Source organism: Myxococcus llanfairpwllgwyngyllgogerychwyrndrobwllllantysiliogogogochensis, from assembly GCF_006636215.1.
Classification (GTDB): domain Bacteria; phylum Myxococcota; class Myxococcia; order Myxococcales; family Myxococcaceae; genus Myxococcus; species Myxococcus llanfairpwllgwyngyllgogerychwyrndrobwllllantysiliogogogochensis.
On record NZ_VIFM01000023.1, the window covers coordinates 34,559 to 59,793 of the forward strand.

General features: G+C 69.8%; 21 protein-coding genes. 9 read left to right on the top strand and 12 right to left on the bottom strand.

Annotated elements, in window-relative coordinates; genetic code table 11:
- Positions 1 to 10 precede the first annotated feature (10 nt).
- The 3 genes from FJV41_RS08225 to FJV41_RS08235 form a co-directional block, all read right to left on the bottom strand.
- The gene (locus tag FJV41_RS08225; protein ID WP_141641871.1) at positions 11 to 1,027 is read right to left on the bottom strand and encodes an ABC transporter substrate-binding protein; all 1,017 of its coding nucleotides are present in this window, start codon (positions 1,025 to 1,027) and stop codon (positions 11 to 13) included.
- 80 nt (positions 1,028 to 1,107) lie between these two features.
- On the bottom strand, positions 1,108 to 1,887 hold the full coding sequence (locus FJV41_RS08230; RefSeq protein WP_438616733.1) for an ABC transporter permease: 780 nt from the start codon (positions 1,885 to 1,887) through the stop codon (positions 1,108 to 1,110).
- Positions 1,888 to 1,890: 3 nt separating this feature from the next.
- Complete coding sequence (locus FJV41_RS08235; protein ID WP_246137084.1) at positions 1,891 to 2,802, bottom strand: ABC transporter ATP-binding protein; 912 nt, start codon at positions 2,800 to 2,802, stop codon at positions 1,891 to 1,893.
- 255 nt (positions 2,803 to 3,057) lie between these two features.
- On the opposite strand from FJV41_RS08235, the gene FJV41_RS08240 reads away from it, so the two are divergent.
- Complete coding sequence (locus tag FJV41_RS08240; protein WP_141641872.1) at positions 3,058 to 4,746, top strand: serine/threonine protein kinase; 1,689 nt, start codon at positions 3,058 to 3,060, stop codon at positions 4,744 to 4,746.
- A gap of 41 nt (positions 4,747 to 4,787) precedes the next feature.
- On the opposite strand, the gene FJV41_RS08245 is transcribed toward FJV41_RS08240, so the two are convergent.
- Together FJV41_RS08245 and FJV41_RS08250 are read right to left on the bottom strand one after the other, a co-directional pair.
- Complete coding sequence (locus FJV41_RS08245) at positions 4,788 to 5,492, bottom strand: tetratricopeptide repeat protein (protein ID WP_141641873.1); 705 nt, start codon at positions 5,490 to 5,492, stop codon at positions 4,788 to 4,790.
- Between the two features lie 110 nt (positions 5,493 to 5,602).
- Positions 5,603 to 6,178: a hypothetical protein gene (locus FJV41_RS08250; protein WP_141641874.1), complete on the bottom strand. Its 576-nt coding sequence runs from the start codon at positions 6,176 to 6,178 to the stop codon at positions 5,603 to 5,605.
- Positions 6,179 to 6,357: 179 nt separating this feature from the next.
- Between FJV41_RS08250 and FJV41_RS08255 the strand changes: the two genes are divergently transcribed.
- From FJV41_RS08255 to FJV41_RS08270, 4 genes are all read left to right on the top strand, one after another.
- Entirely contained in the window at positions 6,358 to 7,446 is a 1,089-nt protein-coding gene (locus tag FJV41_RS08255) for a glucose 1-dehydrogenase (protein WP_141641875.1), read from the top strand.
- A gap of 13 nt (positions 7,447 to 7,459) precedes the next feature.
- A complete protein-coding gene (locus FJV41_RS08260) occupies positions 7,460 to 9,316 on the top strand; it encodes a glycoside hydrolase family 15 protein (RefSeq protein WP_141641876.1) in 1,857 nt (618 codons plus the stop codon).
- A 90-nt stretch (positions 9,317 to 9,406) separates the two neighbouring features.
- Positions 9,407 to 10,594: an L-dopachrome tautomerase-related protein gene (locus tag FJV41_RS08265; protein ID WP_141641877.1), complete on the top strand. Its 1,188-nt coding sequence runs from the start codon at positions 9,407 to 9,409 to the stop codon at positions 10,592 to 10,594.
- Positions 10,595 to 10,675: 81 nt separating this feature from the next.
- A complete protein-coding gene (locus FJV41_RS08270) occupies positions 10,676 to 11,194 on the top strand; it encodes a hypothetical protein (RefSeq protein WP_141641878.1) in 519 nt (172 codons plus the stop codon).
- Positions 11,195 to 11,240: 46 nt separating this feature from the next.
- Here the strand turns inward: FJV41_RS08270 and FJV41_RS08275 are convergent, their stop codons facing one another.
- Entirely contained in the window at positions 11,241 to 11,675 is a 435-nt protein-coding gene (locus FJV41_RS08275) for a DUF6209 family protein (RefSeq protein WP_141641879.1), read from the bottom strand.
- Between the two features lie 148 nt (positions 11,676 to 11,823).
- On the opposite strand from FJV41_RS08275, the gene FJV41_RS08280 reads away from it, so the two are divergent.
- Positions 11,824 to 12,957, top strand: a complete 1,134-nt coding sequence (locus tag FJV41_RS08280; RefSeq protein WP_141641880.1) for an App1 family protein phosphatidate phosphatase — start codon at positions 11,824 to 11,826, stop codon at positions 12,955 to 12,957.
- Between the two features lie 365 nt (positions 12,958 to 13,322).
- On the opposite strand, the gene ppk1 is transcribed toward FJV41_RS08280, so the two are convergent.
- A complete protein-coding gene (gene ppk1, locus FJV41_RS08285) occupies positions 13,323 to 15,485 on the bottom strand; it encodes a polyphosphate kinase 1 (RefSeq protein WP_141641881.1) in 2,163 nt (720 codons plus the stop codon).
- 181 nt (positions 15,486 to 15,666) lie between these two features.
- On the opposite strand from ppk1, the gene FJV41_RS08290 reads away from it, so the two are divergent.
- Complete coding sequence (locus FJV41_RS08290; protein ID WP_246137085.1) at positions 15,667 to 16,212, top strand: hypothetical protein; 546 nt, start codon at positions 15,667 to 15,669, stop codon at positions 16,210 to 16,212.
- Between the two features lie 161 nt (positions 16,213 to 16,373).
- Positions 16,374 to 18,662, top strand: a complete 2,289-nt coding sequence (locus FJV41_RS08295) for a sensor histidine kinase (protein WP_141641882.1) — start codon at positions 16,374 to 16,376, stop codon at positions 18,660 to 18,662.
- Between the two features lies 1 nt (position 18,663).
- Here FJV41_RS08295 and FJV41_RS08300 read toward each other — a convergent pair whose 3' ends face one another.
- From FJV41_RS08300 to FJV41_RS08310, 3 genes are all read right to left on the bottom strand, one after another.
- On the bottom strand, positions 18,664 to 19,038 hold the full coding sequence (locus tag FJV41_RS08300; protein ID WP_246137086.1) for a cupin domain-containing protein: 375 nt from the start codon (positions 19,036 to 19,038) through the stop codon (positions 18,664 to 18,666).
- 265 nt (positions 19,039 to 19,303) lie between these two features.
- A complete protein-coding gene (locus FJV41_RS08305; protein ID WP_141641884.1) occupies positions 19,304 to 20,245 on the bottom strand; it encodes a TIGR02266 family protein in 942 nt (313 codons plus the stop codon).
- A gap of 69 nt (positions 20,246 to 20,314) precedes the next feature.
- Entirely contained in the window at positions 20,315 to 21,667 is a 1,353-nt protein-coding gene (locus tag FJV41_RS08310) for an RtcB family protein (RefSeq protein WP_141641885.1), read from the bottom strand.
- Positions 21,668 to 22,086: 419 nt separating this feature from the next.
- Between FJV41_RS08310 and FJV41_RS08315 the strand changes: the two genes are divergently transcribed.
- Complete coding sequence (locus tag FJV41_RS08315; RefSeq protein WP_141641886.1) at positions 22,087 to 22,428, top strand: hypothetical protein; 342 nt, start codon at positions 22,087 to 22,089, stop codon at positions 22,426 to 22,428.
- Between the two features lie 76 nt (positions 22,429 to 22,504).
- Here FJV41_RS08315 and FJV41_RS08320 read toward each other — a convergent pair whose 3' ends face one another.
- A complete protein-coding gene (locus FJV41_RS08320) occupies positions 22,505 to 23,236 on the bottom strand; it encodes a class I SAM-dependent methyltransferase (RefSeq protein WP_181790482.1) in 732 nt (243 codons plus the stop codon).
- Between the two features lie 165 nt (positions 23,237 to 23,401).
- On the bottom strand, positions 23,402 to 25,093 hold the full coding sequence (locus tag FJV41_RS08325; protein WP_141641888.1) for a tetratricopeptide repeat protein: 1,692 nt from the start codon (positions 25,091 to 25,093) through the stop codon (positions 23,402 to 23,404).
- Positions 25,094 to 25,235: the final 142 nt, after the last annotated feature.

A 25,235-nucleotide genomic window follows, 5' to 3' on the forward strand; every position in this document is an offset into this window, starting at 1 on the left:
AGCCAGCCCCTCAGTTCTTCGCCCCGCTCCCCCGCGCCTCATTCAGCGCGCTCAAATCCACCAGCCCGTTGATGTCCGAGGTGGGGATGAAGCCCAGCTCCTGCGCATGCTTCGCGGCGGTGCTCAGCGCAGTGGGCACCGGGTCCAGACTCGGCTCCAGTCGTGAGAACGCACCCTGCAGAATCGCCGGCTGCAATGGCTTCTGCGTCAGCTTCCCGAACGCCTGGTTCACCTCCGCCGTGAAGCCCTTCGGGTTCTGCTGCCACCGCTCGGTCAGCTTCACGTGCGCGCGCAGCAGCGCCACGATGCGCGGACGCTGCGTCTCCAACACCTTGCGCGTCGTCACTATCACCGTGGTGGGAAAGCGCCCCTCCGGCCACAGCGTCTTCTCATCCACGAGAATCTGCCCGCCGCCCTCCGGCTCCAGCAGCATCCGCGTGCCCCAGGGCTCCGGCACCCACGCGCCCTCGATTCCTCCCCGCAGGTACTGCACCAGGATGTCCGAGTTCGTCAGCGGCACAATCTGCACGTCACCCTGTCCATCCAGGTTCGTGCTCAAGCCCTGTTGCTTCAGCCAGTGGCGCAGCGCGATGTCCTGCGTGTTGCCAAGCTGGGGCGTCGCGATTTTCTTCCCCTTCAGCTCCGCCGCCGACTTCGCCGTGCGCGTCACCAGCACCGCCCCGCCATTCACCGCGCCCGCGATGATGCGCAGGTCCTTGCCTGCCTTGAGGTACGTGTTGATGGCGGGCCCCGTGCCCACATACGACACGTCCAGCGAGCCGCCCACCAGCGCCTCCATGGCCGCGGGCCCCGCGTTGAACTGCTTCACCTCCAGCTTCCCCACGCCAGGCTCCGCCGCGAAGGCGCCCTCCGCGTTGCCCACCAGCGCCTGCGCATGCGTGATGTTGGGGAAGAACCCCATGCGCAAGGGCGCGTCGGCACCGCCAGACGCGTCACGCTTGCAACCGACCCCCAGCCCCGCGAGGCCAGCGAGAACAAGGACAGCCAGGGAACGAAAGGCGCGCATAGGCACCCAAGAGTGGGACGGCGGGACGGGTTGGCAACGGGTGTCGAAACACAAGCGTCGGGCGCTTCACGTCCCACGCCTCACAGCGTGCCTTCCAGCCCCCACCGACGCCGCAACCGCCCCTCCACCGTCTGGAAGAAGACACGGTCCACGGTGATGCCGATGAGGATGATGGCCACCATCACCGCCATCACTTGAGGAACGTCCATCAGCTCGCGACCCACCGTGAGCAGCTGTCCCAGGCCCCCCGAGACGAACAACAGCTCGCCGGCCAGCAGCGCGCGCCACGCGAAGCTCCACCCCAGCTTGAGCCCCGTGACGATGCCCGGCAGCGCCGCCGGCAACAACACGCCGAACTGGAAGCGCAGGCCGCGAACGCCCAGCGTGCTGGCCACTCGCAACAGCTGCGGGTCCACGCCCTGCACGCTGTCCTCCGTGGCGATGGCGATGCCCAGCACACTGCCCATCACCACGACGAAGAGGATGGACGTGTCCGTCAGCCCGAACCACAGGAGCGCCAGCGGCAGCCAGCAGATGGACGGCAGCGCCTGCAGCCCCATCACCACCGGCTTCACCGCGTTGCGGAAGAAGGCCAGCCGCGCCATCAACAGGCCCAGGGGAACGCCGATGGCCACCGACATCAGATAGGCACGGCCCAGTCGCCCCAGGGAGCGCAGCGTGGCATCCAACAGCCGCCCGTCGACCGCCATGCTCCACAGGCTCTTGGCCACCGTCACCGGCCCGGGGAAGAGGTACGGAGACCAGACCCCCAGCCGGGACAGGCCCTCCCAGGCGCCCAGCAGCAACAGCATCAAGCCCAGCTTCTGCCCGTAGTTCTTCAAGGGGGCATCGCGCTTCATGGCTCACCTCACGGGCCGAGTCAGTCCCGACGCGGGCAGCGTGTGGGTCGACGCCGTCGTGGACGCGGTTGCCCGCGGCGGTGTCGCTTCCGGCAGGGTGTTTCGTTCCACCTCGCGCAAGAGGCCCTGGACATGGCGGACCATCTCCGTGAGCGCCGCGTCCTCCGGGTGTCGCGGCATGGGCAGGTGGACCTCCAAGTCCCTCACGATGCGCCCCGGCCGCGGCGCCATCAGGACGACGCGGGTGCCCAGCATCAGCGCCTCGTGCACGTCGTGCGTGACGAACACAATCGTCTTGTGGGTGCGCATCCAGATGGACTGAAGCATCTCCTGCATGTGGATGCGCGTCTGCGCGTCCAGCGAGCCGAAGGGCTCGTCCATGAGCAGCACCGTCGGGTCCACCGCGAGCGCTCGGGCCAGGCTGGCGCGCATCTTCATGCCGCCGGAGAGCTGGTGCGGCAGCGTCTCCTCGAAGCCCTGGAGCTGCACGCGGCGGATGTATTGGTCCGCGCGCTCCTTGCGTTGGGAGCGCGGCACGCCTCGCGCGGCCAGGGCGAAGGTGATGTTTCCGCGCACCGTGAGCCACGGGAAGAGGGCCGCCTCCTGGAACATCAGGAGCCTGTCCGGCCCCGGGCCTCGGATGCGTTGTCCATCAATGGACACCGTGCCGCCGGTGGGCTGCACATGACCCGCCAGCGCGTAGAGCAGCGTGGACTTGCCGCAGCCCGAAGGCCCCAGAAGGCAGACGAGCTCCCCCGAGCGGACGTTCAGGTCCACGTCCTGGAGCGCCACGACCTTGTTGGCGTAGCGGTGGCCCAGCTGGGTGACGGAGATTTTCGCGTGGTCGGCCTCCACGTGCGCTGGCCGGAGCAGGCGCAGCGAGCTTCGCCATCGGCCAAGGAGGGCACGCAGCATCGGCCACAAACTAGGCACATGTGGGCAGGGCGGAAGGGGGTGGCGAGCCGCTTCGAGAGCGCTCGCCATCCTGCTTCCTCGTCCAGCAACCAGGGAGGCCCGGTGCTTGGACGTGGGTACAAGCACTTCGTGACCTCGGCTTCTGAAACGTAGGGACTCCGGAGGCGCTTGCTTCCGGTGCCCGCCCGGCTGTCCCGGACCGGAGGGCAGGTGTGGGGGTTCCCTTGGAGAGAGACCTGGGGGAATCTCCCGCCAATGCACCTGGGGAAATACGAACTCGTCCGCAAGCTGGCGACCGGAGGCATGGCGGAGGTGTTCCTGGCGAAGGCGGCCGGGCCCGGGGGCTTCGAGAAGACGCTGGTGCTCAAGCGCATCCTCCCGCATCTGGCGGAGGACCCGTCCTTCGTGGAGATGTTCCTCGGCGAAGCGCGGCTCGTCGCGGGGCTCAACCACCCGAACGTCGTCCAGATTTTCGACTTCGGTGAAGCCGAGGGCAGCTACTTCCTGACGATGGAGCTCATCGACGGGCCCAACCTGCGGCGCTGGCAGCGACAGGCCGCGACGCGGGGGCAGCCGCTGGCCCCCGGCATCTGCGCCAAGGTCGTGGCGCAGGCGGCGGAGGGCCTCGCCTTCGCGCATGAGTTCGCGGACCCGACGACGGGCCAGCCGCTCGGGTTGATTCACCGCGACGTGAGCCCGGACAACATCCTGGTGTCCCGGCAGGGCGCGGTGAAGGTGGTGGACTTCGGCATCGCCAAGGTGGCGGGACAAAAGCACCGCACGCAGACCGGCATCGTGAAGGGCAAGGTCGCGTACATGCCGCCCGAGCAGGTGCGTGCGGACCCGCTGGACCGGCGCGTGGATGTGTATGCGTTGGGCGTGGTGCTGTACGAGCTGCTCACGGGACGTCTGCCCTTCGATGGGCCCTCGGAGCTGGCGATGATGCAGGCCATCGTCTCGAGCGAACCGGTGCCCGTGAGCCGTCATCGCAAGGATGTTCCCAGCGCCCTTCAAGCCATCATCACCCGGGCGCTGCACAAGGACCGCGAGGACCGCTACGCGGACTGTCGCGCGCTTCATGCGGACCTGGAGCGCTTCGTGTTGTCCCTGGGCGAGCCGGTGGGCGCGTATCAGATTGCCCAGGCCGTCGGGCAGGTGGTGGAGGAGCGCCTCGTTCCGACGCCCGCGCCGATGTCGTCTCGGCCCGAGCTTCGGGACGCTCGGGTGGAGACGCCCGAGCGCACGGTGCCCTCCGGTCCCTCGCGAAGGCAGCACGCCGAGACGCCGGACGTGCCCGCTCCGGCGGTGTTCGAGCAGGAGACGGAGCAGCGTCCTCGGTCGGAGGCGGGCGCCGCGAGGAAGAAGAGGCTCGTGCCGGTGGCGCTCGTGGGTGCGGCGCTGCTCGTCGCGGGGGGTGGTTACGCGCTGCTCGGAGGAACTCCGCCCCCTGTGCCCCAGGCTCAGCCGGGAGCGGCGACGCAGGCACCAGGGGCTCCCGCGCTCGTGGCCGCCGCGCCGCCCACGGTCCCCGTGGACACGAAGGGCACGAAGGGCGTGGAGGAGAAGCCGGACGAGGCCGAGCTGGAGGCCCAACTCGCGGTGAAGCGGGAGCAGGACGAAGGGACCCCCGACACAGACGACTTCGACCTGCTCTCGCCCGTGGTGCCTCCCGCGAGTGACAAGCATGTGGAGAGCAAGGAGCCCGCGTCACCAGCGGTGAAGCGCGCGCTGGGCTCGGTGGAGTTTCGCATCCGCCCCTATGCCGTCGTGTATCTCGACAAAAGGCTGCTGGGCGAAACACCGCTCGCCGTCATCGACGTCCCAGCGGGCGTCCATACCGTGACGGCCGTCAACCCGCGATTGGGGAAGAAGGTGACGCGCAGCTTCGAGGTGAAGGCGGGCGTGGCCAATGTCTTCAAGCTCAATCTGTTGCAGGAGGACTGAGCCGAGATTCATCCCGCGTGGCGGGCGGCGGGACGGAGCGCTTACGGCTCATCTTTCGCGGCGGCGGTGGGCTCGGGCTGCTCGGGTGGCGGAGTCGCGGGCTTGTCTTTCGGGCCCATCACCGTGTCCAGCGCGGAGCCCAGCGCCGAGCCGACATTCTTTCCCAGCGAGGAGCCCGCGGCGCCCAGGCGCGAACGCAAGCCTGGCTTCGACTCGTGGATGGGCAGCGGCTTCGGCTCGGGCGTGGCGTCCGCCTGCTTCTCCACTGGCGCGACGGCTTTCGGCTCCTCGACGACGGGAGGTGGTGCCTCCACGGGTGCGGCCTTCGCGGACTCGGTGCCCTGCTTGAGCTGCACCTGCTTGCGCACCGACTCGAAGTCCCGCTCCACCTTGGGCGCCGCCGCGACAGGCAGCTTTGCCAGGGGCCGCAGTGTGAGGCCGGTGCGGAACTCCTCCAGCGCCTGCTTCCTGCGGCCCAGGTCCGCGAGCACCAGCCCGCGATAGAGCGCCACCTCCACCTGCTCGTCGGTGGTGGACGCGACCTGCTTCGCCTGCGTCAGCCAGTTGAGGGCCTTCTCGTACTCCAGCGACTCGTACAGCGTCCCCGCGCGCTCGATGCGGTGGCGGAAGAGCCCCGAAGGGTCTTCGGCCTCAGGGGGATTCGCGGTGGCCAGTCCCGGCGCGAGCCAGGCGCACAGCACCACCACCCAGGCCCCCCAGCTTCTCGGGTTCGTCGAAGCTTCCATGTCTGGCAAAGCTAGCACGGAGGCCGTGGACAGGAATCCACCCCCTGGGGCGGCAAGCCCACGGGACACGCGCTGGATGTCTGGGGTTGACCAGGTGCGGAGTGACCGTGTCAGGCCGCTGAAGTCTGAGCGGACCGCTCGGCGCGGCGGTGGGTCCGCGTGCGCCACGCCAGCCACAGGCTGAAGATGAACAGCGCCACGCCCACGCCGGTGAAGGCGCCGCCCACGCGCAGGGACGCGCGCCGGTCATCCCGGGTCACCTCCAGCGGTCCCGCGCCCGGCGCGGCGAGGTAGCGCTCCACCTGCTCCTTCACGGCGGTGGCCTCGCCCTCCTCGGTGGCCCACTGCGCGAAGAGGGGCAGCTTGCCCTGCGTCGTCTCCAACTGGGGTCGGAAGATGGGCACGGACGCGCGGCGGGCGCTGCGGCTGCGCTCCACCTTGACGGCCTGAATCGCGTCCAGCGGCAGCGTGGCCAAAGGCTCGCGCGTGAGCCACCCGGAGCGAGTGAGGGTGCAGGGCCCACCCGGCTCACAGCGGAGGTCCATCCGCGACTTTCCGTCCAGGAGCCACAGGCCGAACACCAGGAAGGGCAGGGCGAGGAGGAGGAAGGCCGCGGTGCCAATGGCCGTGGAGCGGCTGGCGAGGGGCGTGTCGTCGGTGGGGGCAGCGGGAAGGGGCTCGCTCACGGTCACCACTCATAGACCGGGCGCCTCCGGCTGGCAGCGGTTTCGTGCACTCGTCGACAGCCGCCCCCGGTCAGCGGGCGACCGGGCGCTGTGTACCCCCCAACCCTTGACCCTGGTGTCCCAGCCGCGCGGTGAACACCTCAACCAGGATTCGGCACTCGAATGGGCAGGAGCCGCGCATGAAGGCCGTCGCCGTCTTTCCCGGGAAGAAAGAGGTGCGCGTCATCGACGCGCCAGAGCCCCAGCTCCAGTCTCCCACGCAGGTGAAGGTGCGCACCCGCGAGGTGGGCGTGTGCGGCACGGACAAGGACATTGTCTCTTTCACCTACGGCTCGCCGCCTCCGGGCTCGGACTTCCTCATCCTCGGCCACGAGTGTCTGGGCGAGGTGGTGGAGGTGGGCTCGGCGGTGAAGGGGCTTCAAGTCGGGGACCTCGTCGTCCCGCGCGTGCGCAGGCCGTGTCCTCACGCCACCTGTCCCGCGTGTCGCGGCGGTCATCCCGACTTCTGCATCACCGGGGACTTCACCGAGCGCGGCATCAAGGAGGCCCATGGCTTCTGCTCGGAGCACTTCGTGGAGGACGTGGCGTATGTGCACCGCGTGCCCACGGAGCTGCGCGAGGTCGCCGTGCTCACCGAGCCGCTGACCATCGCCGAGAAGAGCCTGCGCCAGTGGGAGCACATCCAGGAGCGCCTGCCGTGGCGGCCCGCGCCGGGGCGCGCGGTGGTGCTGGGCGCGGGGCCGGTGGGACAGCTCGCGGTGCTGACGCTGCTGCGGCGGGGCTTCGCCACCACGGTGTACTCGCACAGCCGCAAGCCGAACCCGAAGGCGGACGCGGCGGAGGCGGTGGGCGCGCCCTACCTCTCCACCCAGGATGTGTCCCCGGCTGAGCTGGTCCGCCGCGTGGGTCCCGCGGACATCATCTACGAGGCCACCGGCGTGGTGAAGCCGGCGTTCGACGCGCTCGAGGCGCTGGCGAACAACGGCGTCCTCATCTTCACGGGGGTGCCGTCGGACAAACAGCCGCTGACGCTCGAGGGCGCGGAGTTCCTCAAGCAGGTGGTGCTGCGCAACCAGGTGCTGCTGGGCACGGTGAACGCGGCGGCCACGGACTTCGACGCGGCGCTGGAGGACCTGGCTCGCTTCCGTGCGCGCTGGCCGGGGGGACTGGAGCGGCTCATCAGCTCGCGCCATCCGCCGGAGGCCTTCCTCGACGTGGTGACGGGCAAGGCGGGCAGGGGAATCAAGCAGGTCATCACCTTCAGCTGAGGGCGAGGTGCGTATGCAGGGAGGCAGACATTCGGTGGCGGGGGGCTCGGTGCCCATCGAGGACCACGGCGTCATTGGCGACCTGCGCACGGTGGCGCTGATAGGCAACGAGGGCACCATCGACTGGATGTGCTACCCGCACTTCGACAGCCCCAGTGTCTTCGCCGCGCTGCTGGACCCGGAGAAGGGTGGCCACTGGCGCCTCCATCCCCAGCCGGACGGAGTGATGTGCAAGCAGTTCTACTGGCCGGACACCAACGTGCTGGTGACGCGCTTCTACACGCCGGACGGCGTGGGGGAGCTCATCGACTTCATGCCCATGGGGCGGGATGACGAGAAGGACGTGCGCGAGGTGCTCCGGCGCGTGCGCGTGGTGCGCGGAGAGATGGCGTTCGAGATGGAGTGCTTCCCGGCCTTCAACTACGCCCGGGACACGCACACGACGCACCTCATCGCGGGAGGGGCCGCCTTCGAGTCGGAGAAGCTCCAGCTCACCCTGGCGTCCTCCGTGCCCATGCGGCGCGCGGGGCGGGGTGTCACGGCGAGCTTCGTGCTGCGGGAGAACGAGTCCGCCGTCTTCACGCTGCGCGAGGGGATGCGGGTGTCGTGCGAGGAGCTGGTGCACAGCCACGACTCGGCGGAGAAGGTCTTTCGCGCCACGGTGGAGTACTGGCGCCACTGGCTGTCGGGCTGTCAGTACACGGGGCGCTGGAGGGAGACGGTGCAGCGCTCGGCGCTGGCGCTGAAGCTGATGACGTTCGCCCCGACGGGCGCGATTGTCGCGGCGCCCACGTGCAGCCTGCCCGAGTCACCCGGTGGCACCCGCAACTGGGACTACCGTTACTGCTGGCTGCGGGACGCGGCCTTCACCGTCTATGCGTTCCTGCGCATCGGCTTCAAGAAGGAGGCGGCGGCCTTCATGCGGTGGGTGGAGGCGCGGTGCGCGGAGCAGGGGGATGGGCCGCTGCCGCTGATGTTCTCGTTGGATGGCAGCCGGGTGCCGGACGAGGTGGAGCTGCCGCACCTGGCGGGCTATGGCGGCGCGAAGCCGGTGCGCATCGGCAACGGGGCCGCGGACCAGCTCCAGCTCGACATCTATGGCGAGCTGATGGACTCGGTGTACCTGTTCAACAAGTACGCGGCGCCCATCTCCTACGACTTCTGGCGGCACCTGCGGAGGCTGGTGGATTGGGTCTGCGAGCACTGGAACCAGCCGGACGAGGGCATCTGGGAGGTGCGCGGGGGGCGGCGGCACTTCGTGTACTCGAAGCTGATGTGCTGGGTGGCGGTGGACCGGGCCATCCGGCTGGCGGACAAGCGCAGCTTCCCGGCGGACCGACCCCGGTGGCTCGCGACGCGCGACGCCATTTTCGAGGACATCATGGCGCGGGGGTGGAGCGAGGAGCGCGGCTCCTTCATCCAGGCGTATGGGAAGGACACGCTGGACGCGGCGAATCTGCTGATGCCGCTGGTGTTCTTCCTGTCGCCGGTGGACCCGCGGATGATCTCCACGCTGGACCACATGCGCCAGCCGCCATCGAAGGGCGGGCTGACGTCGGACGGGCTGGTGTTCCGCTACGACGTGGAGGCCACGCTGGACGGCATCGCCGGCAGCGAGGGCACCTTCAACCTGTGCAGCTTCTGGTTGGTGGAGGCGATGACGCGAGCGAACCCGGTGCGGCCGGATTTGCTGGAGGAGGCGCGGCTCACCTTCGAGCGGATGCTGGGCTACGCCAACCACGTGGGGCTGTACGCGGAGCAGACGGGCATGTCGGGCGAGTCGCTTGGCAACTTCCCGCAGGCGCTCACCCACCTGTCGCTCATCAGCGCCGCGTACAACCTGGACCGGACGTTGGGGCGCAAGGACTGACGGGGCGCAGAACCACTCGTCGTCGGCCTCCGTATTGAGGGAGAGTGAGGCTCCACCGCGTCTGGTGGGCTCACCTCTCCGGTTCCCTTCATGGCCGCTCCGCTTCCGTCCGTCCCCGTGTCCTCCCCCGCACCCGGCGCTCGTGTCCTCCGCGTCCTCAAGGGCGTCGTCGCCGTCGTGGGGTTGCTGGTGCTCGCGACCCTCGGCGTGCGCCTTCGCTACGGGGGAGGCGAACCGTACCCGGACGTGACGGGCATGCCCCTGTTGCCGGACAGCGCGCTCGAAGAGGTGGTGCGCAGCGCGGAGCCCATCGGCAACGTGGCGGTGTCCTCGACGGGGCGCCTGTTCTACACGCTCCACCCGGAGAGCCGCCCGGAGGGCGCGAAGCTGTGGGAGTGGGTGGACGGCAAGGCCGTGCCGTTCCCCGCGGAGGCGCTCCAGAAGCGGCTCTTCGACACGGTGCTCGGCATCACCATCGACCGGCGCGACTGGCTGTGGACCATCGACCATGGCAACCACGGCCTCGGCGTACCGAGACTGCTCGCCTTCGACCTGGCCAACGGGCACCTCGCGCACGAGTTCGACTTCCCGCCGCAAGTCGCGCCGCCGGGCTCCTTCCTCCAGGACCTGCGGGTCGATGCCCAGGGCGGGACGGTGTTCATCGCGGACGTGGGCTTCTGGCGCCGCTCGCCCGCGCTCATCGTCTACGACGTGGCCGCGAAGCAGGCGCGCCGCGTGTTGGAGAAACACGAGTCCGTCTTCCCGCGCGACTTCGTCATCCGCAATCCCATCAAGGAGATGGTGTTCTTCGGCGGGCTCGCCGCGCTGAAGTGCGGCGTGGACGGCATCGCCCTGGACCCGAGCGACGAGTGGCTGTGGTTCGCCGCGATGAACCACGACACCATGTACCGCGTGCGCACCCAGGACCTGCGCGACGCCAGCCTGGATGACGAGGCGCTCGCCCAGCGGCTCCAGGCCGTGGGCCGCAAGCCGCTCAACGACGGGCTCAGCGCGGACGCGCAAGGCAACGTGCTGATGACGGACGTGGAGCACGGGGCCGTGCTGCGCATGAGCCCGGAGGGACGGCTGGAGACGCTGGTGAAGTCCCCGCGCATCCGCTGGGCGGACGCGCTCAACCACGGGCCGGACGGCTGGCTCTACGTGGCCGACAGCGCCATTCCCCACCACATGCTCCAGTCCAAGGCGCACATCGCGGCGAACGGCCCCTACTTCATCTGGCGCTTCAAGCCCGGCATCGGCGGCATCGCCGGCATGTGAGGCCCGGCGCCCGGCGCGTCTCCACCCGTGTCAGCAGCGCTTGTCCGCCCGCGTCCGGCCGGCGCACGAAAGGACACGGCCATGGGAGACCCACGCAATCCGAAGCGGGCGAACGAGCCCTGGAACCCCGAGCGACTGCGCGTCAGCGAGGAGGAAGTGCTCGCGCTGGCGCCGTGGGTGACGGTGTCCGGCGGTTGGGCGTGGCACTTCATGGCGCCCCCGCATGAGGAGCTGAAGCTCTTCCACGACCACAAGGACGTGGACCTCTTCGTGGAGCCCTCGCGCTTCCCGGAGGTCGTCCCGGTGCTCACCGCCCGGGGCTACCACCGCATCTGGACGCGCTTCGACGCGACGAGCACGCACTTCTACCGCTACGCGCGGCATGACGCGGGCGGCAAGGTCATCCTCGACGTCTTCGTCCGGAGCGTCCCCTCGGTGGAGGCGCGCGGCGTGCGCGTGGTGGACCCGGCCACGCTGCTCACCTTCTACGGCGACATCCACAGCACGGAGGATTGCGTGTCCGTGCTCGCCGCCCGCGCGCTGCTCGCCAAGGGAGAGAGCCCCATCGGCCGCGCGGAGCTCGTCACCCGGCCCTCATGACTTTGGAGCGCGCGAGGCCCGTGAAGCCTCGCGCGCTCGAGTCACGTCACTGCACGTTGAAGTGGTAGTTGTTGCCGAAGTTGGAGTCCCACGCCTGGCAGCCCCAGCGGCTGGTGTTCTCGAACCAGATGGCCAGGTCGCCGCGCGTGTTGAGTGGAATCGACGGCGCGGGCGGGTTGGGCGTGGAGGAGAAGCCCGCAACCCAGAAGCTCTGCACCGGGCCGTTGTTGAACTGGTAGTGGCCGGTAATCGTCCACCCCGGCGTGTTGGCGTTGATGTTGCCCCGGCACTGCGTCAATCGCGAGGCGTCGTAGATGATGCTCGCGGCGCCGCCGAAGGGCAGCGGGTTGGAGGAGGCGAAGACATTCCAGCCCTGGGACGGGGACTGGAAGGTGATGCTCGGCGCCGTTTGAGACACGGCCACCGAGGCGACGAGCAGCGAGACAGCGGCCAGCAACCACCGGAAGTGACGACGCAGCAAGGCAGGACTCCTTGTCGAAAGAGGCACGGCACCAGGGATACGCGGGCCGACGGCTCCACCGGCCACGGCGACTTCCTCGCGGCTTTGCCCCGCGAGCCGCCCCGGAGTCTTCTACAGTCGGGCTCCCCCACTCCTTACGCTCCGCGCCATGGCCGACCCAAGACTCGCCTTCTACCGACTCGCCGTCCGCGTCGACGCCCACTATGACGCGATGAGCCGGAGCTTGCGCCGCTCGCTGGGCATCGCCCCGCCGCTGCGCATCCTCCCCTACCGGGGCCATGGCACCTCCGAGCGCGCCGTCATCAAGGCCCGCGTCCTGGAGGACCGCCACATCCGCCCGCAGAAGCAGCGCCACACGCTGTGGAGCAGCGCGGTGGCCTCCTACAAGCGCTACATGACGCGCGAAATCGCGGGTGCCCACGTGGCGGTGCGCTGGGGCGACAAGCGCTGGGAGGGCACCACCGACGAGGAGGGCTTCCTGGAGCTGTGGGTGACCCCTCCGGAGGGCGTGCGCTCCGGCTGGCACATGGTGGAGCTGGAGCTGTTGTCGCCGGAGCCGGAGGGAGTGCCCCGCGTGGCGGCCCCCGTGCGAGTGGCCGGCGCGAGCGCGAGCTACGGCGTCATCAGCGACATCGACGACACCGTCATCGTCACCGGCGTGACGGACCCGCTCAAGCGCGCCTGGGCCCTGTTCCTCACCGAGCACCGCGTGCGCCTGCCCTTCCCGGGCGTGGACGCCTTCTATGCCGCGCTCCAGGCGGGTGCGGAGGGGACAGGCGACAACCCCATCTTCTACGTCTCCAGCAGCCCGTGGAATCTGTACGAGCACCTGGACGAGTTCCTCGCGCTGCACCACATCCCCACCGGCCCGCTGCTGCTGCGCGACTGGGGCCTGTCCAGCCAGGGCTTCGCGCCCGGCGGCGGCCACGGCCACAAGCTGGACAAGATGCGCGGCCTGCTGGGCGACTTGGAGCACCTGCCCTTCATCCTCATCGGCGACAGCGGCCAGGAGGACGCGGAGCACTACCGCACCATCGTCCGCGAGTTCCCCGGCCGCGTCCTCTGCGTCTACATCCGCAACGTGCCCGGCCACCCCGACCGCGCACGCGAGCTGGAGCGCATCGCCGCAGACATCCGCGACGCCGGCAGCCAGCTGCTCGTCGTGGACGACACCACGACGGCCGCCCGCCACGCGGCCCGCTCCGGGTGGATTCAGTGGAAGGAGGTCCTCGAGGTGGAGGCCCATCGTCGTGAGGAGGTCTCCAGGGACCTCGGAGGCTGACTTACGAAATTACAGCGTCGGCATCATTTTGTGAGTAATGCTTGAATTCCAACCTTCAGTTGTGGCACAGGCGCACCTGATTATCCGGTCTGTCCGTTGTTTCCACATCCCTGAGGGAAGCGAGTTCTCGCGTGGCCACCTGGTGCATCCGTTTTGCTGGTCACTCACCGCGCTGGTCCCAGGCGCGTGGGGTCTGGCGGTGTTCGAGGACGCCCAAGCAGGTGTGTGCGCCGAGGGCGCGTCAGCGTCCGCCCCTGCGCACCCCGCGCCGCAAGGCGAAGTGCTCGTGGTGGACGACGCGGCGGCCCTCGTCGGCGCGCTGAAGCGGGCTGTCGGTGGGGCTCCGGACGTCGGGGCCCCGTGGTTCAAGGCAGGGGACGGCCGCCCTGGAACTGGGCCAGGCGGGTGGCGCGCTCCATGACTTCTCCCTGGGCCCAGTGCTTGTCCGCGCCCGCGGGAGGCGTCAGCCGGCGCCAGGCGCCGTCGGCCTGCAGCTCCCACGCGTGGGTGTTGTCCGCGAGGCTGCGCTCCAGCGAGTCACGCACCTGCGCGGCCAGCGTGGTGTCCTCCACCGGCGCGAGGATTTCCACGCGGTGGTCCAGGTTGCGAGGCATCAGGTCCGCGGAGCCGATGTAGCAGCGCAGCTCCGTGCCGCGCTCGAAGATGTAGACGCGCGCGTGCTCCAGGAAGCGGCCCAGCGTGGAAACCACGCGGATGTTCTCCGACATGCCGGGGACGCCGGGGCGCAGGCAGCAGATGCCTCGCACGTTGAGCTCGACCTTCACTCCAGCGCGCGACGCGTCGTAGAGGGCGCGGATGATGCCCGGGTCCACCAGCGCGTTCATCTTCATCTGGATGCGCGAGGGGCGCTCCAGCGTGTGGGCGACGACGGTGCGTTTGATGTGCTCCAGCAGGCCCTCGCGCATGGTGAGGGGCGCCACCAGCAGCTTGCGGAAGCTCTTGGGGCGTCCGAAGCCGGTGAGGTAGTTGAACAGGTCCGCCACGTCCGCGCCGATGTCCGGGTCCGTGGTGAACAGGCCCATGTCCGTGTAGAGGCGCGCCGTCTTCGGATTGTAGTTGCCGGTGCCGATGTGCACGTAGTGCCGCACCCGCTCGCCCTCGCGCCGGACGATGAGGATGGCCTTCGCGTGGGTCTTCAGCGAGGGGATGCCGTACACGACGTGCACGCCCGCCTCTTCCAGCGCGTTGGCCCACTTGATGTTGGTGCGCTCGTCGAAGCGGGCCTTCAGCTCCACCATGCACACCGCCTGCTTGCCGTTCTCCGTGGCGGTAATCAGCGCGGGCACCAGCGGTGAGCTGTCGGACGTGCGGTAGACGGTCTGCTTGATGGCCAGGACATCCGGGTCCGCCACCGCCTCCGTGACGAAGCGCTCCACCGACGAGGCGAACGAGTCGTAGGGGTGGTGGACGAGCAGGTCTCCCCGCCGCATCGCCGCCATCACCGTGACGCCCTCGGGCGAGTCCGTGTCCGGACGCAGCCGGGGCTGGGTGACGGGCACCCACGGCGGGTCCTTCAGCTCCGGGAAGCCGGGCGCGAAGGCGATGGCCTGCACGTCCCCCAGGCCCAAGAGGCCCTGCTCCTCGTACACCTGCCGCGACTCCAGCCCCAGCGCCTCCACCAGCGGCTCCAGCAGCTTGGGGCTCATGCCCGCCTGCACCTCCAGGCGGATGACGTCGCCGAACCGCCGCTGCCGCAGCTCCGTCTCCACCGCCTTGAGCAGGTCCTCCGCGTCCTCGGACACGGTGAAGTCCGCGTCGCGGGTGACTCGGAACAGGCTCCAGCTGAGCACCTCCATGCCGGGGAACAGGTCTCCCAGGTGCTGGGCGATGACCTCCTCCAGCGGCACGAAGACGTTGTTCTTCAGGGGCAGGAAGCGGGGGAGCAGCTCCTTGGGCACCTTCACCCGGGCCACGCTCTCCTCGCCGGCCTCCGGGTCTCTCAGCAGCACCGCCAGGCTGAGCGACAGGTTGGAGATGTAGGGGAAGTGCCGGCCCAGGCCGATGGCCAGCGGGGTGAGCACGGGGAAGATTTGCTCGCGGAAGCGCTGATCCACCTGGGCGCGCTGGTCGGCGTCCAGCTCCTTCGCGTTGAGGATGCGCAGGCCCTTCTCCGCGAGCGCGGGCCGCAGGAGCTTCTCGAAGATGGCGCTGTGGCGCTTGCTCTGCTCGAAGATGCCCTCGTGCAGCTTGTCGAGCGTGTTGCCCGGGGCCGCGCCGTCCGGCACCAGCCGCGCCACGTTGGCGCGCACCTGTTCGTGCAGGCGCGCGACGCGAATCATGAAGAATTCGTCCAGGTTGCGCGCGTAGATGGCCACGAACTTGAGCCGCTCCAGCAGCGGCTCGTCCGCCGACTCCGCCAGCTGGAGCACCCTGTCGTTGAAGGCCAGCCAGGACAGCTCGCGATTGAAGAAGAGCCCCTCATCCATCTCCGCCCCCGCTGGCAGGGCATCCCGCTCCAAGGGCTTCTGGGGGGTGACGCTGCGTCCGGCGGCGCCTCGCTTCGCCATCTTTCACGACTCCTGGTTCCTACCTCGGCGGGGGATGTAGCAGGCCGGCCTTCCACCGATTGTGAACTTCGATGTCACGAAAGGAAGCCCTCCAGCGCACGGTACACGCCCGGGAAGTTGCCGGGCGGGCGTTACCGGAAGCCCCGCGTGGAGTTTCTTGCATCCGCGCTGTTGGAACGGCATGTCAGTCGACGTGAGCCCGACAGAGAACCCCTTGAATGCCTCCCTGGCCTCCGCGCCGACGGACGCTGGCAACCTCTTCACGGCCTATGACAAGGAGGACCGCAAGGCGTCCCGAGGCCGCTGGGCGCTGGCGCTCCTGGCCGCCCTGGTGCCGGTGGTGCTCGCGGTGGTGTTCTGGACGATGGTGCGCGAGCAGCGCCCCACGTTCCAGGTCGTCACGCCCCATGGCTTCAAGTCCATGCACGGCGGCATGACGACGGACCAGGTGATGGCGCTTTTGGGCCGCCCCATGACGCGCGAGCGCGACGCGACGGGCGCGGACTGCTATCGCCACGGCGCGCCGTCGGTGGAGAAGGAGTTCTTCCTCGTCTATTCGGTCTGTTACGAGGACGGGAAGCTGAGGGACGTGAAGCAGCAGAAGTTCTCCGCGTGGTCCGTGGAGCCGGAGACGGGCAGCTTCAAGGCCCCGTCCGGCGACGTGGAGCCCGCGCCCACTGGCGCCCCGGAAGCGGCGGCCCCGTCGTCCACCGCGGGCTCGCGGTAGTCCCTCCGCTCCAGGCACTCCCCTGACTCGCGGCGGGCCCGACTGCCCGCCACCCGACGCCAAGCCGTCCCATGGGCGGGGGTGTGGGCTCATGGCCGGCAGCGCCACCTTGTGGGCTGGGTGAGGTTCGGGCTGGAGGCTGATGTCCGGAGGGGGGCGGCGTGGGGCGGCCGTGGACGTTCTCACAGCGCGTCGGCGCTGGCTTCATCGCGTCCCTGCTCGTGGCGCTGGCGCTGGCGGTGACGTCGGCGGTGACGCTGCTGTCGGTGCGCTCCAGTCACAAGGCGAGCCTGCTCGAGTTGTCCATGGACCTGCTCGAGGTGGAGCGCCTGCGCCGGGCCTTCAGCGACAAGGTGTCCAGCGAGCGGGGCTATGCGCTGTCGGGTGACGCGCTCTTCGCCGAGGAGATGGTGGCGTCGCGCGAGCGCTTCATCGCCACCTATGAGCGGCTGAAGCCCCGGCTGGGCACGGAGCCCTCGGCGTCGCTCCTGGAGTCCGCGATGCGCGCGGAGCAGGAGCATGAGCAGGCCGTGCGGGAGCTGGTGGTGGCGCATGCCAGCCAGGTGCCCCGCGCTCGGCTGGAGGCCCTCTTCGAGGAGCGGGTGGGGGATACGCGCCTGCGCGCCTATGAATCGCTCCAGCAGCTCTCCGCGAGCGTGGAGGAGCGGCTCGCGCTGGGCATCCAGGCGGCGGTGGAGGTGGACGAGCGGGTGCTGGTGCTCACCCTGGTGGCGGCGAGCCTGGGCCTGGCCCTGGCCGGGGTGCTGGCGTGGGTGTTGTTGCGGCGGCTGCGTCCCTTGCGGGCGGAGGCCGAGGCCAGCACGAAGCGCTTCCAACTGCTCGTCGAGGGGGTGCAGGACTACGCGCTGCTGCTCTTGGACGAGCGGGGCAGGGTGGCGAGCTGGAACCCGGGCGCCACGCGCATCACCGGCTATCAGGCGGCGGAGGTCGTGGGCGAGTCGGTGGACCGCTTCTACCCCCCGGACGAGGTGGCGCTGGGGCTGCCGGAGAAAGATTTGGCGCGCGCGCGGAGGGACGGGCGGTTGCGCACGGAGGGGTGGCGCACGCGCAAGGACGGCACGCACTTCTTCGCGGAGGCCCTCATCAACACGCTGCTCGACGACGACGGCGAGGTGCGGGGCTACGCGGCGGTGACGCGCGACATCACCGAGCGGCAGCGCGCCGAGCGCACGCAGCGGCTGTTCGCGGAGGCCGGCCGCGTCTTCCAGCAGTACCTGGACCCGGACCTGATGGTGGCGGAGCTGGCGCGGATGATGGTGCCGGAGGTGGCGGATGTCTGTCTGCTGTACATGCTGACCCCGTCCGGCCAGCTGCGGCCCCGGGCGGTGAAGCACGTGGTGGCGCAGAAGGAGCCCTCGCTGTGGGAGGCGGTGCGGCGCTACCAACCTCCGCCGGATGTCCCCCAGGGCCTCTGGCAGGTGGTGCGCACGGGGCGCTCCCAGTGGGTGCCGGACGTGTCGCCGGAGATGCTGACGCAGGGAGCGCAGGACGCGGAGCACTTGAGGCTGATGGAGCAGGTGGGCGTGCGCTCGTACCTGGCGGTGCCGCTGCGCGCCGGAGAGCGGACGCAGGGGGTGCTGGTGCTGCTGATGTCCCTGCCGGAGCGGCGGCTGACGCTGTCGGACCAGGTCTTCATGGAGGAGCTGGCCGGGCGCGCGGCGCTGGCGCTGGACAACGCGCGGCTCTTGCGCGAGGCGCGCGAGGCGGTGGAGCTCATCGGCGTGGCGGCGCATGACCTGGGCAATCCACTCAATACGCTCCAGTTGCTCTTGCGCAGGCTGCTGCGCACGGACCAGTCGGTGGAGCGGGAGAAGGTGCGTGACGGCCTGGGCACGGCGCTGAAGCAGACGCAGCGGCTGGGGCAATTGCTGCTCAACCTGCTGGACTTGTCGCGGCTGTCCTCGGGGCGGCTGGTGCTGGACGTGGCGCCGGTGGACCTGGCGGACCTGGCGCACGAGGTGGTGGAGCGCTTCGCCGCGCACGCCGCGGAGGTGGGCAGCAAGTTTGTCTTCGACGCGGAGCTGGGGCTGGTGGGCCAGTGGGACCGGCTGCGATTGGACCGCGTGGTGACGAACCTGGTGTCCAACGCGCTGAAGTTCGGCGCGGGACATCCGGTGGTGGTGCGGGTGGAGCGCGCGGGGCTGGCGCGGGCGCGACTGGTGGTGCGCGACTTCGGCGAGGGCATCGCCCTGGAGTCGCAGCGGCGCATCTTCGACCGCTTCGAGCGGGTGCCCTCCGCGGGCCGCCACGCGGGCTTCGGACTGGGGCTCTACATCGTCCGGCAACTGGTGGACGCGCACGCGGGCTCCGTCCACGTGGACAGCACGCCGGGCGAGGGCTCCACCTTCACGGTGGAGCTGCCATTGATGGAGCTGGGCGCGGAGCTGGAGGAAGACGCCCTGGAGCCGGCGCCGCCCGGGGCGACCTAGGCTAGAGCTTCTCCATCGTGTCCGCGGTGCGCTCCTCGCGGACGTTGCCGGTGTTGAGGGTGGTGGCCGGCTCGAAGAGGAGGACATGGACCTCCTCCTCCGCGACGGGCCGGTGCTCCACGCCCCGGGGGATGATGATGAACTCGCCGGGCTCCACCTCCACGGTGCGCTCGCGCAGCTCCATGCGCAGCCGGCCGTGGATGACCAGGAACAGCTCGTCCTCGTGCTCGTGGTGGTGCCAGGTGAAGGGGCCCATCAGCTTCGCCAGCCGGACGTGTTGTCCGTTCAGCTCACCCACCACTTTGGGGGACCAGTGCTCGGAGAACAGGGTCAGCTTCTGGGCAAGATTGACCTTGTCCACGCTCGGCGATGCCATGTGTGTGCTCACTTCATTCGTTTCCGCCTCCGCGGTGTCGGTCTCGACGCGGCGGCGGGAGTCCCAGCGGGGCGGGCGCGCGCAACTGGAGCTGGGGCTTCGGGGGGGTGCGCTCATTCCGGGGTCTCTCCTATCAGGACGCGGAGTCTTGAAGCCACCATGCACGAGGCCCGCGACGGATGTCTGTCTTTCCATCCAGACACCGCCGCTCATGGACACCTCGCGCGAGGTTGGGTCGACTACCCGACGAAGGGTGAGGCCTGACTCAGTCTGGATAGAACATCGGGTCCCGCGTGATGACGAACGAGGAGATGACGGAGGCCACCTCGTGCGGCAGTCCGGTGAACTGCACGCCCACCCCGGGCATCAGCTCCGGCATGCGGGGATTGGACTCGCGCACCCAGCGCACCACGCCCGTCACCTTCATGGGCCGGCCACCCGGCAGCGTGAAGTCCAGCTCCACCTGCGTGCCGCGAGGCACCGCGTCCACCGTGGCGATGAAGACGCCGCCCTCGCTGATGTCCATCGAGAAGCCGGTGAAGAAGTTGGAGTCGCTGCGCATGTCGATGGACGTGTGCATCCGCACGCGCCCGTTGCGTCGGGCCTCCTGTCCGTCCGCGCTCGCCGCTCCCCGCGCCGGAGGGGAGGGCAGCGCCAGTCCCTGGGACTTCACCGTGGCGGCGGCCTGCGCCAGCTCCGCCTGACGCACGCGAGCGGCCTCCTGCTGCGCGCGCGTGGCGGCCTCCTGTCGGGCCCGGGTCCGCGCGGCGCTGGCCTCCACCTGCTGCTTCAGCGCGGCCTCCGCGTCCGCCACGGCGCGTGACACCTGCGCGGTCTGCTCCTGCTGGATGCGCAGCGCGGCCTGCACCTCCGTCCCCATCCGCTTGCGCGCCTCCAGCGCCTTCGCGCGCGCCTCCAGCGCCTTCGCGCGCGCGGCCTCCACGTCCAGGGACGGCACGCGAGCGGCCTGGAGCCTGGCCGCCTGCTCGCCCACCTGCGGGTCGGCGTCGGGTTCCTGGTGGGCACGGGCCAGCGCGGCGCGCACGCCGTCGAGTCGGGAGGTGAGGGCGGCGGCGTCGGCGAGGGCGCGCGTCACCTGCTCCGCGAGGCGGGACTCCTGGGCGGACAGCTCGCTCTCGGCGCGAGCCAGCTCGGCCTCACGGGGGCCCGACGGGGGGACGCGGGCGGCAGGGGACGGCGAGGTCATTCTTGGGACTCCAGAGGGCCGGCACTGTAGCAGGCTCCCTGGGAAGTCCACGCGCCCCTCGCGTGTGGGTCAATCCGCGCCCTTGATGCAGGCGACGGGCTTGAGGCGCCGGGCGACTCGGGCGAGCCCCGCCATCTCCACCGTCTCCAGCACGTCGTCCAGGTTCTTGTAGCAGGGGCCGGACTCGTCGAGCGGCGTCTGGCGGGTGTTGAGGATGATGCCGGACTCCGCCATGCGCGCGTCGGTGGCGCCCTGGTCCAGCACGCGCCGGGCCTCGCCTCGGGACAGGCGCCGGCCGGAGCCGTGGTTCACCGAGTAGATGGACTTGGACGCGCCCTCTTCGGCGAAGAGGATGGCGCTGCCGGTCTCCATGGAGCCTGGAATCAGGATGGGGTGGCCGGTGTCCTCCCACGTGGTGCGCTTGAGCGCGGGGTGGCCCGCGGGGAACGCGCGCGTGGCGCCCTTGCGGGCGACGAACTTCCCGGCCTCCTTCTGGATGAGGTTGTGGGAGATTTCGTAATAGACGCTCGCGGTGCCGCCGAAGACATCCTCCAGCGCGGCGCACACGGCCTCGCCGATGATGAGCCGGTTGGCCACGGCGAAGTTGGCCGCCATGTTGTGCAGGTTCCAATACTCGCGGCCCATCGGGCTGTCGGCGTCGAGCCAGACGAAGTCCTCGCTGCGGCTCTTCAGGCCCAACTGGGCGGCGCCCTTGACGAAGAACGTCTTGGCGATGTTCCACCCGAAGCCCCGGCTGCCGGTATGGAGCATCACCCAGACGCGGCCCTCTTCATCCACCTGCATCTCGGTGAAGTGGTTGCCACCGCCCAGGCTGCCCAACTGGCCGCGCTTCTCGTAGGCCCGGTCGGGGATGTCCACCCGGTCGTCTTCCACGGGGATGAAGTCGCGCTCGGTGATGGCGGAGCCTCGGCCCAGGGCCTTGGCGCCGTGGCGGACGACTTCCGCGAAGGCTCGGTCGGACACCTTGCGCTGCGCTTGCACGCGACTGGCGCCCACGCCCACGGCGATGCGGCGGGTGACCTGCTCAATCCACTGGCGGCGCTTCGCCGGGTCCGCGACGTCCTCCGCGTTGAGGGAGGTCTGGAGCTGCACCATGCCGCAGCCGATGTCGTAGCCGGCGGCGGTGGGCAGGAGGATGCCGTCGGTCTCCACCACGGTGCCGATGGGGACGCCGTAGCCCACGTGACAGTCAGGGGTGACGGCGACGCGGGTGACGCCGGGGAAGGACGCGGCGTTGACCACCTGGTCGAAGACGGCGTCCTCCATGCCGGGAAAGTCGGGGCCTTCTCCCCACAGGAGCTTGTCGGAGAGGAACAGGTCCGCGTCGACCTTCATGGTCTTGGTCTTCGGCAGGACGTAATGGCCTTCGGCGGCCTTTTCCAAACGCTGCTTCCAACTCATGGCTTTGACTCCCCTGACGCCCCTGGACAGGGGTGAACACGCGCGAGGGACGGGAGCGTCCGAAAGAAGCTGACCCGGGCGCCCGGGTTTGTCCGAGCCTCCGAGGATGCTGGGAGAGCGGGCGGGAAAGCGAGCGAATTTCCGGGGTTTTCCCTCGGAGAACGGGGGAGGGCGCCAGGGCTCGACGCGGTGCGTGGGTGGCGGCTGCCCCGGACCTTGGGACGATGAAGAAGGGCGGGTGCTGTTGCCGTCTCGACGTCGGCAACGCATCCTCGTGGTGGCCCCGAGGCCCGCATCGCACACGCGGACAGTCGACCGAAAGTCGGCTCGCGTGCGAAGCGCGGGAATTGGATCGGCGGAGGACTTGCCGCATTCCGGCCCCAGGCCCATCCATCATCCATCCAGGCAGGGGGTGGGCGATGGGTTTCCTCGGTGGGATGTTCCTGGCGGTGGCGTTGCAGGCGGTGCCGGCGGATACGTTGGCGGGGCCGGTGTTCAATCCGTCCATCTGCGCGAAGAAGCGCGTCGATGCGTGCGGTTGTCACCACGTGTATGGGATTCGGCACTGCCATCCCAACCGGAAGGGTGAGCACTGCGAGGCGCCGGTGAAGGCGCAGGTGTCGGAGGAGAAGGCGGAGGCTCCGGTGCTGGAGAGCCGCGAGTCGGAGCCGGCGAAGACGACGGAGCAGGAGAAGGCCGTGCAGCCTCCGGCGACGCACGAGAAGAAGCGCTTCGACCCGAAGAAGTCCGTGCCGATGTAGTCGCGAGCGCCGCGCAAGTCCTGGTGTGAAGGCTGGATGCGCCTCCGTGTCGTGGAGGCGCTCCGCCAGACGCGTGTCAGCGACGATGGGCGAGGATGCGCAGGCCCACGGGCTGGAGCGAGTGCTCGTCCAGACGACGTTGCTCGACGGTGAGCAGGTGCTCGGCCACGCGCTCACCGGAGACGGTGTTGTCGTGGGCCTCGATGGCGCCTCTCGCCAGATAACGGAACAGATAGGGTCCGCGAGCCACCTGGGAGACCTCGAAGCCTCCGTCGCGGAGCGCGGTGAGCATCGCGGCTCCGGTGTGGAGTGGCTCGTCGTGGTGCTCATGCTCGTGGTGCCAGCGCTCCAGGGGTGGTTCGGAGGGGGCGCCGTGGACGGCCTCGGCGGGAAAGCGTCCGGCGACGGCCAACAGGTCCTGGGTGTCGTAGTACCAGCGCGCGGTGGCCTCGTCCGGCGCGGCCAGGTCGAAGTCATCCACGACGAGCACACCTCCGGGGACGAGCAGCTCGCGCAGCCGCGCCACACTCGCGTCGAGCGGAGTGAGGTGGTGGAGGACGGTCACCGCGACGACGGCGTCGAAGGGCTGCTCGGAGGTGAAGCGCAGCAGGTCTGTTTCCTCGAAGCGGACGCGCGGTGAGCGTGGCGTGTCGCGCAGGCGAGTGTCGATGGCGACGACGTCATGGGCCTGGGCGGCGAGCTGGCCCGCGAGGGAGCCGTCACCGCAGCCGACTTCCAGGACACGGCGCCGCGTGGAGAGGGCGGGAGCGACGAAGGCGAGCGTCTCGCGAAGGGTGAGGGGCGTCATGGCGGTGACGTGCATCGTGGTCGGCGGGGACCGCGAGGGGCAAGCTTCAGCGCCAGGATTCACTGCTGGGACGGGCGCACCGTGGAGTCGCGAGCGCGAGGGCAGGTCGGTTGCCAGGAGAGGTCGCCGAACCCGTTCGTGCTGCGCGGGTTGGCGGTGTCCGTGTCAGTGCGCGATGAGCGGAGTGCCGTCCGCGATGGGTTCGTCGCGGGGGTGTGATGCCACGTCTCGAGGGGGCAACGGGAGGGACTCCGCGCGGCTCAACGACAGCGGTCCCTCGGCGCGGATGATGACCCAGTGGGACTGAGGCGAGACTCTCATCGCCACGCTGTTGGGGCTCAGCCATCGAAGCTCGGGCCGATAGGTTGCCACGGGCGTCACCGTCACGGGGCCACCGGTGGTCCAGAGACTCGCGCTCACCTCGACCTTGGGTGTCTCGCGCGGCACGGGAGCCGACGCGCTCACGGTGGTGTGTAGCGCCTGGGCGGGAGACATGGACGCGCTCGCGGTGGTGTGCAGCACTGTCGCGCGAGACAAGGGCGGGCTCGCGGTGGCGTGCAGTGCCTGGGCGGGAGACCGGAGTGCGCTCGCGGTGGCGTGAGGTGCCTGCGCGGGAGAGAGGGACGCGCTTGCAGTGGTGCGTGGTGCCTGGGCGAGAGACAGGGGCACGCTGCCGGTGGCGTGCAGTGTCTGAGCGGGAGACAGGGGCGCGATTGTAGTGGCGCGTGGTGCCTGAGCCGGAGACACGGCTGCGCTCATGGTGGCAGTTGCTGCCTGCGCGGGAGACAGGGACGCGATTGTAGTGGTGCGTGGTGCCTGAGCCGGAGACACGGCTGCGCTCATGGTGGCAGTTGCTGCCTGCGCGGGGGACATGGGCGCGATCGTAGTGGTGCGTGGTGCCTGGGCAGGAGGCCGAGGTGCGCTCGCGGTGGCATGCAGTGTCTGCGCGGGAGACAGGGGCGCGATCGTAGTGGCGCGTGGTGCCTGAGCGGGAGACAGAGACGTGCTTGCGGTGGCGTGAGGTGCCTGCGTGGGAGACACGGCCGCGCGCATAGTGGCCGTTGATGCCTGCGCGGGAGACAGGGGCGCGATTGTAGTGGCGCGTGGTGCCTGAGAGGGAGTCGGGAGCACGCCTGTCCGCGGAGCCGTGGTGTCCCGTGCCGCGACGAGCGTCCCGCGCACCACGGGCACGGCGATTTCACGCGGCGCCTCCACCTGTCGTGGCGCGACCGCACCGCGCGGCGGAAACGAGCTCGGCATCGTCGGTGCGGAGGGCACGGGTGCCCGAGTCGCGGGCCCAGGTGGCTTCACCTTCACCGGCGCAATGGCCGGAGCCGAGGGCAGCGGCCCCGACACTCGAGTCTCTTCCGCCGCTCGCAGCACGAACGGAGGCGGCGGAGGAGGCGGTGTCTTCACACGCGCGTCCGGGGTGCGCGGAGCCACCGTCACCGGGGCCTCGCTCACCGTGACGAGCCCCGCCGCGTGACTGTAGAGCCGCTCATCCTCCAGCGCCGTCGAGGGCGGCAGCGATGCCTGTCCCATGCGAGTAAAGTCCGACAGGAGCACCGGGTCCCTCGGGTCCAACTCCAGCGCCGCGCGAAGCGACGCGCGGGCCCGCGCCTCACAGCCCTGCGCGAGCAACAGCTCCGCCGCCATGCGATACGACGCGATGGCGGCCTGCCGGTCCCCCGTGCGGCGACAGATTTCCGCGTGACGCACCCGCGCGTTCGGGTCCTTGGGCACCATCCGAAGGATGCGCGAATGGACCTCCGCGCATTCGGCGTACCGCTCCTGGACGAACAACAACTGCGCGGCTTCCTTCAACGCTCTCAACTGGGCCTGTGCGCGCTCGCTCATCGTCCTGTCCTCCGGAACGGATGCCCTGCGGGGGAAAGCAGGCGGCATGCCGCGGCGCCCGCGCACGCTCGAACGGTCCACTGTCCACCGGAGACACTGGCTCATGGCGCGAAAGCCCGTCTTCGAGCGAGCATCCACCGGA

Excerpts from the sequence above, each read along its gene's own strand:
- FJV41_RS08225 (WP_141641871.1), bottom strand. The coding sequence starts at position 1,027 with ATGCGCGCCTTTCGTTCCCTGGCTGTCCTTGTTCTCGCTGGCCTCGCG.
- FJV41_RS08230 (WP_438616733.1), bottom strand. The coding sequence starts at position 1,887 with ATGAAGCGCGATGCCCCCTTGAAGAACTACGGGCAGAAGCTGGGCTTG.
- FJV41_RS08235 (WP_246137084.1), bottom strand. The coding sequence starts at position 2,802 with ATGCTGCGTGCCCTCCTTGGCCGATGGCGAAGCTCGCTGCGCCTGCTC.
- FJV41_RS08240 (WP_141641872.1), top strand. The coding sequence starts at position 3,058 with ATGCACCTGGGGAAATACGAACTCGTCCGCAAGCTGGCGACCGGAGGC.
- FJV41_RS08245 (WP_141641873.1), bottom strand. The coding sequence starts at position 5,492 with ATGGAAGCTTCGACGAACCCGAGAAGCTGGGGGGCCTGGGTGGTGGTG.
- FJV41_RS08255 (WP_141641875.1), top strand. The coding sequence starts at position 6,358 with ATGAAGGCCGTCGCCGTCTTTCCCGGGAAGAAAGAGGTGCGCGTCATC.
- FJV41_RS08260 (WP_141641876.1), top strand. The coding sequence starts at position 7,460 with ATGCAGGGAGGCAGACATTCGGTGGCGGGGGGCTCGGTGCCCATCGAG.
- FJV41_RS08265 (WP_141641877.1), top strand. The coding sequence starts at position 9,407 with ATGGCCGCTCCGCTTCCGTCCGTCCCCGTGTCCTCCCCCGCACCCGGC.
- FJV41_RS08270 (WP_141641878.1), top strand. The coding sequence starts at position 10,676 with ATGGGAGACCCACGCAATCCGAAGCGGGCGAACGAGCCCTGGAACCCC.
- FJV41_RS08280 (WP_141641880.1), top strand. The coding sequence starts at position 11,824 with ATGGCCGACCCAAGACTCGCCTTCTACCGACTCGCCGTCCGCGTCGAC.
- ppk1 (WP_141641881.1), bottom strand. The coding sequence starts at position 15,485 with ATGGCGAAGCGAGGCGCCGCCGGACGCAGCGTCACCCCCCAGAAGCCC.
- FJV41_RS08290 (WP_246137085.1), top strand. The coding sequence starts at position 15,667 with ATGTCAGTCGACGTGAGCCCGACAGAGAACCCCTTGAATGCCTCCCTG.
- FJV41_RS08300 (WP_246137086.1), bottom strand. The coding sequence starts at position 19,038 with ATGGCATCGCCGAGCGTGGACAAGGTCAATCTTGCCCAGAAGCTGACC.
- FJV41_RS08305 (WP_141641884.1), bottom strand. The coding sequence starts at position 20,245 with ATGACCTCGCCGTCCCCTGCCGCCCGCGTCCCCCCGTCGGGCCCCCGT.
- FJV41_RS08310 (WP_141641885.1), bottom strand. The coding sequence starts at position 21,667 with ATGAGTTGGAAGCAGCGTTTGGAAAAGGCCGCCGAAGGCCATTACGTC.
- FJV41_RS08315 (WP_141641886.1), top strand. The coding sequence starts at position 22,087 with ATGGGTTTCCTCGGTGGGATGTTCCTGGCGGTGGCGTTGCAGGCGGTG.
- FJV41_RS08320 (WP_181790482.1), bottom strand. The coding sequence starts at position 23,236 with ATGACGCCCCTCACCCTTCGCGAGACGCTCGCCTTCGTCGCTCCCGCC.
- FJV41_RS08325 (WP_141641888.1), bottom strand. The coding sequence starts at position 25,093 with ATGAGCGAGCGCGCACAGGCCCAGTTGAGAGCGTTGAAGGAAGCCGCG.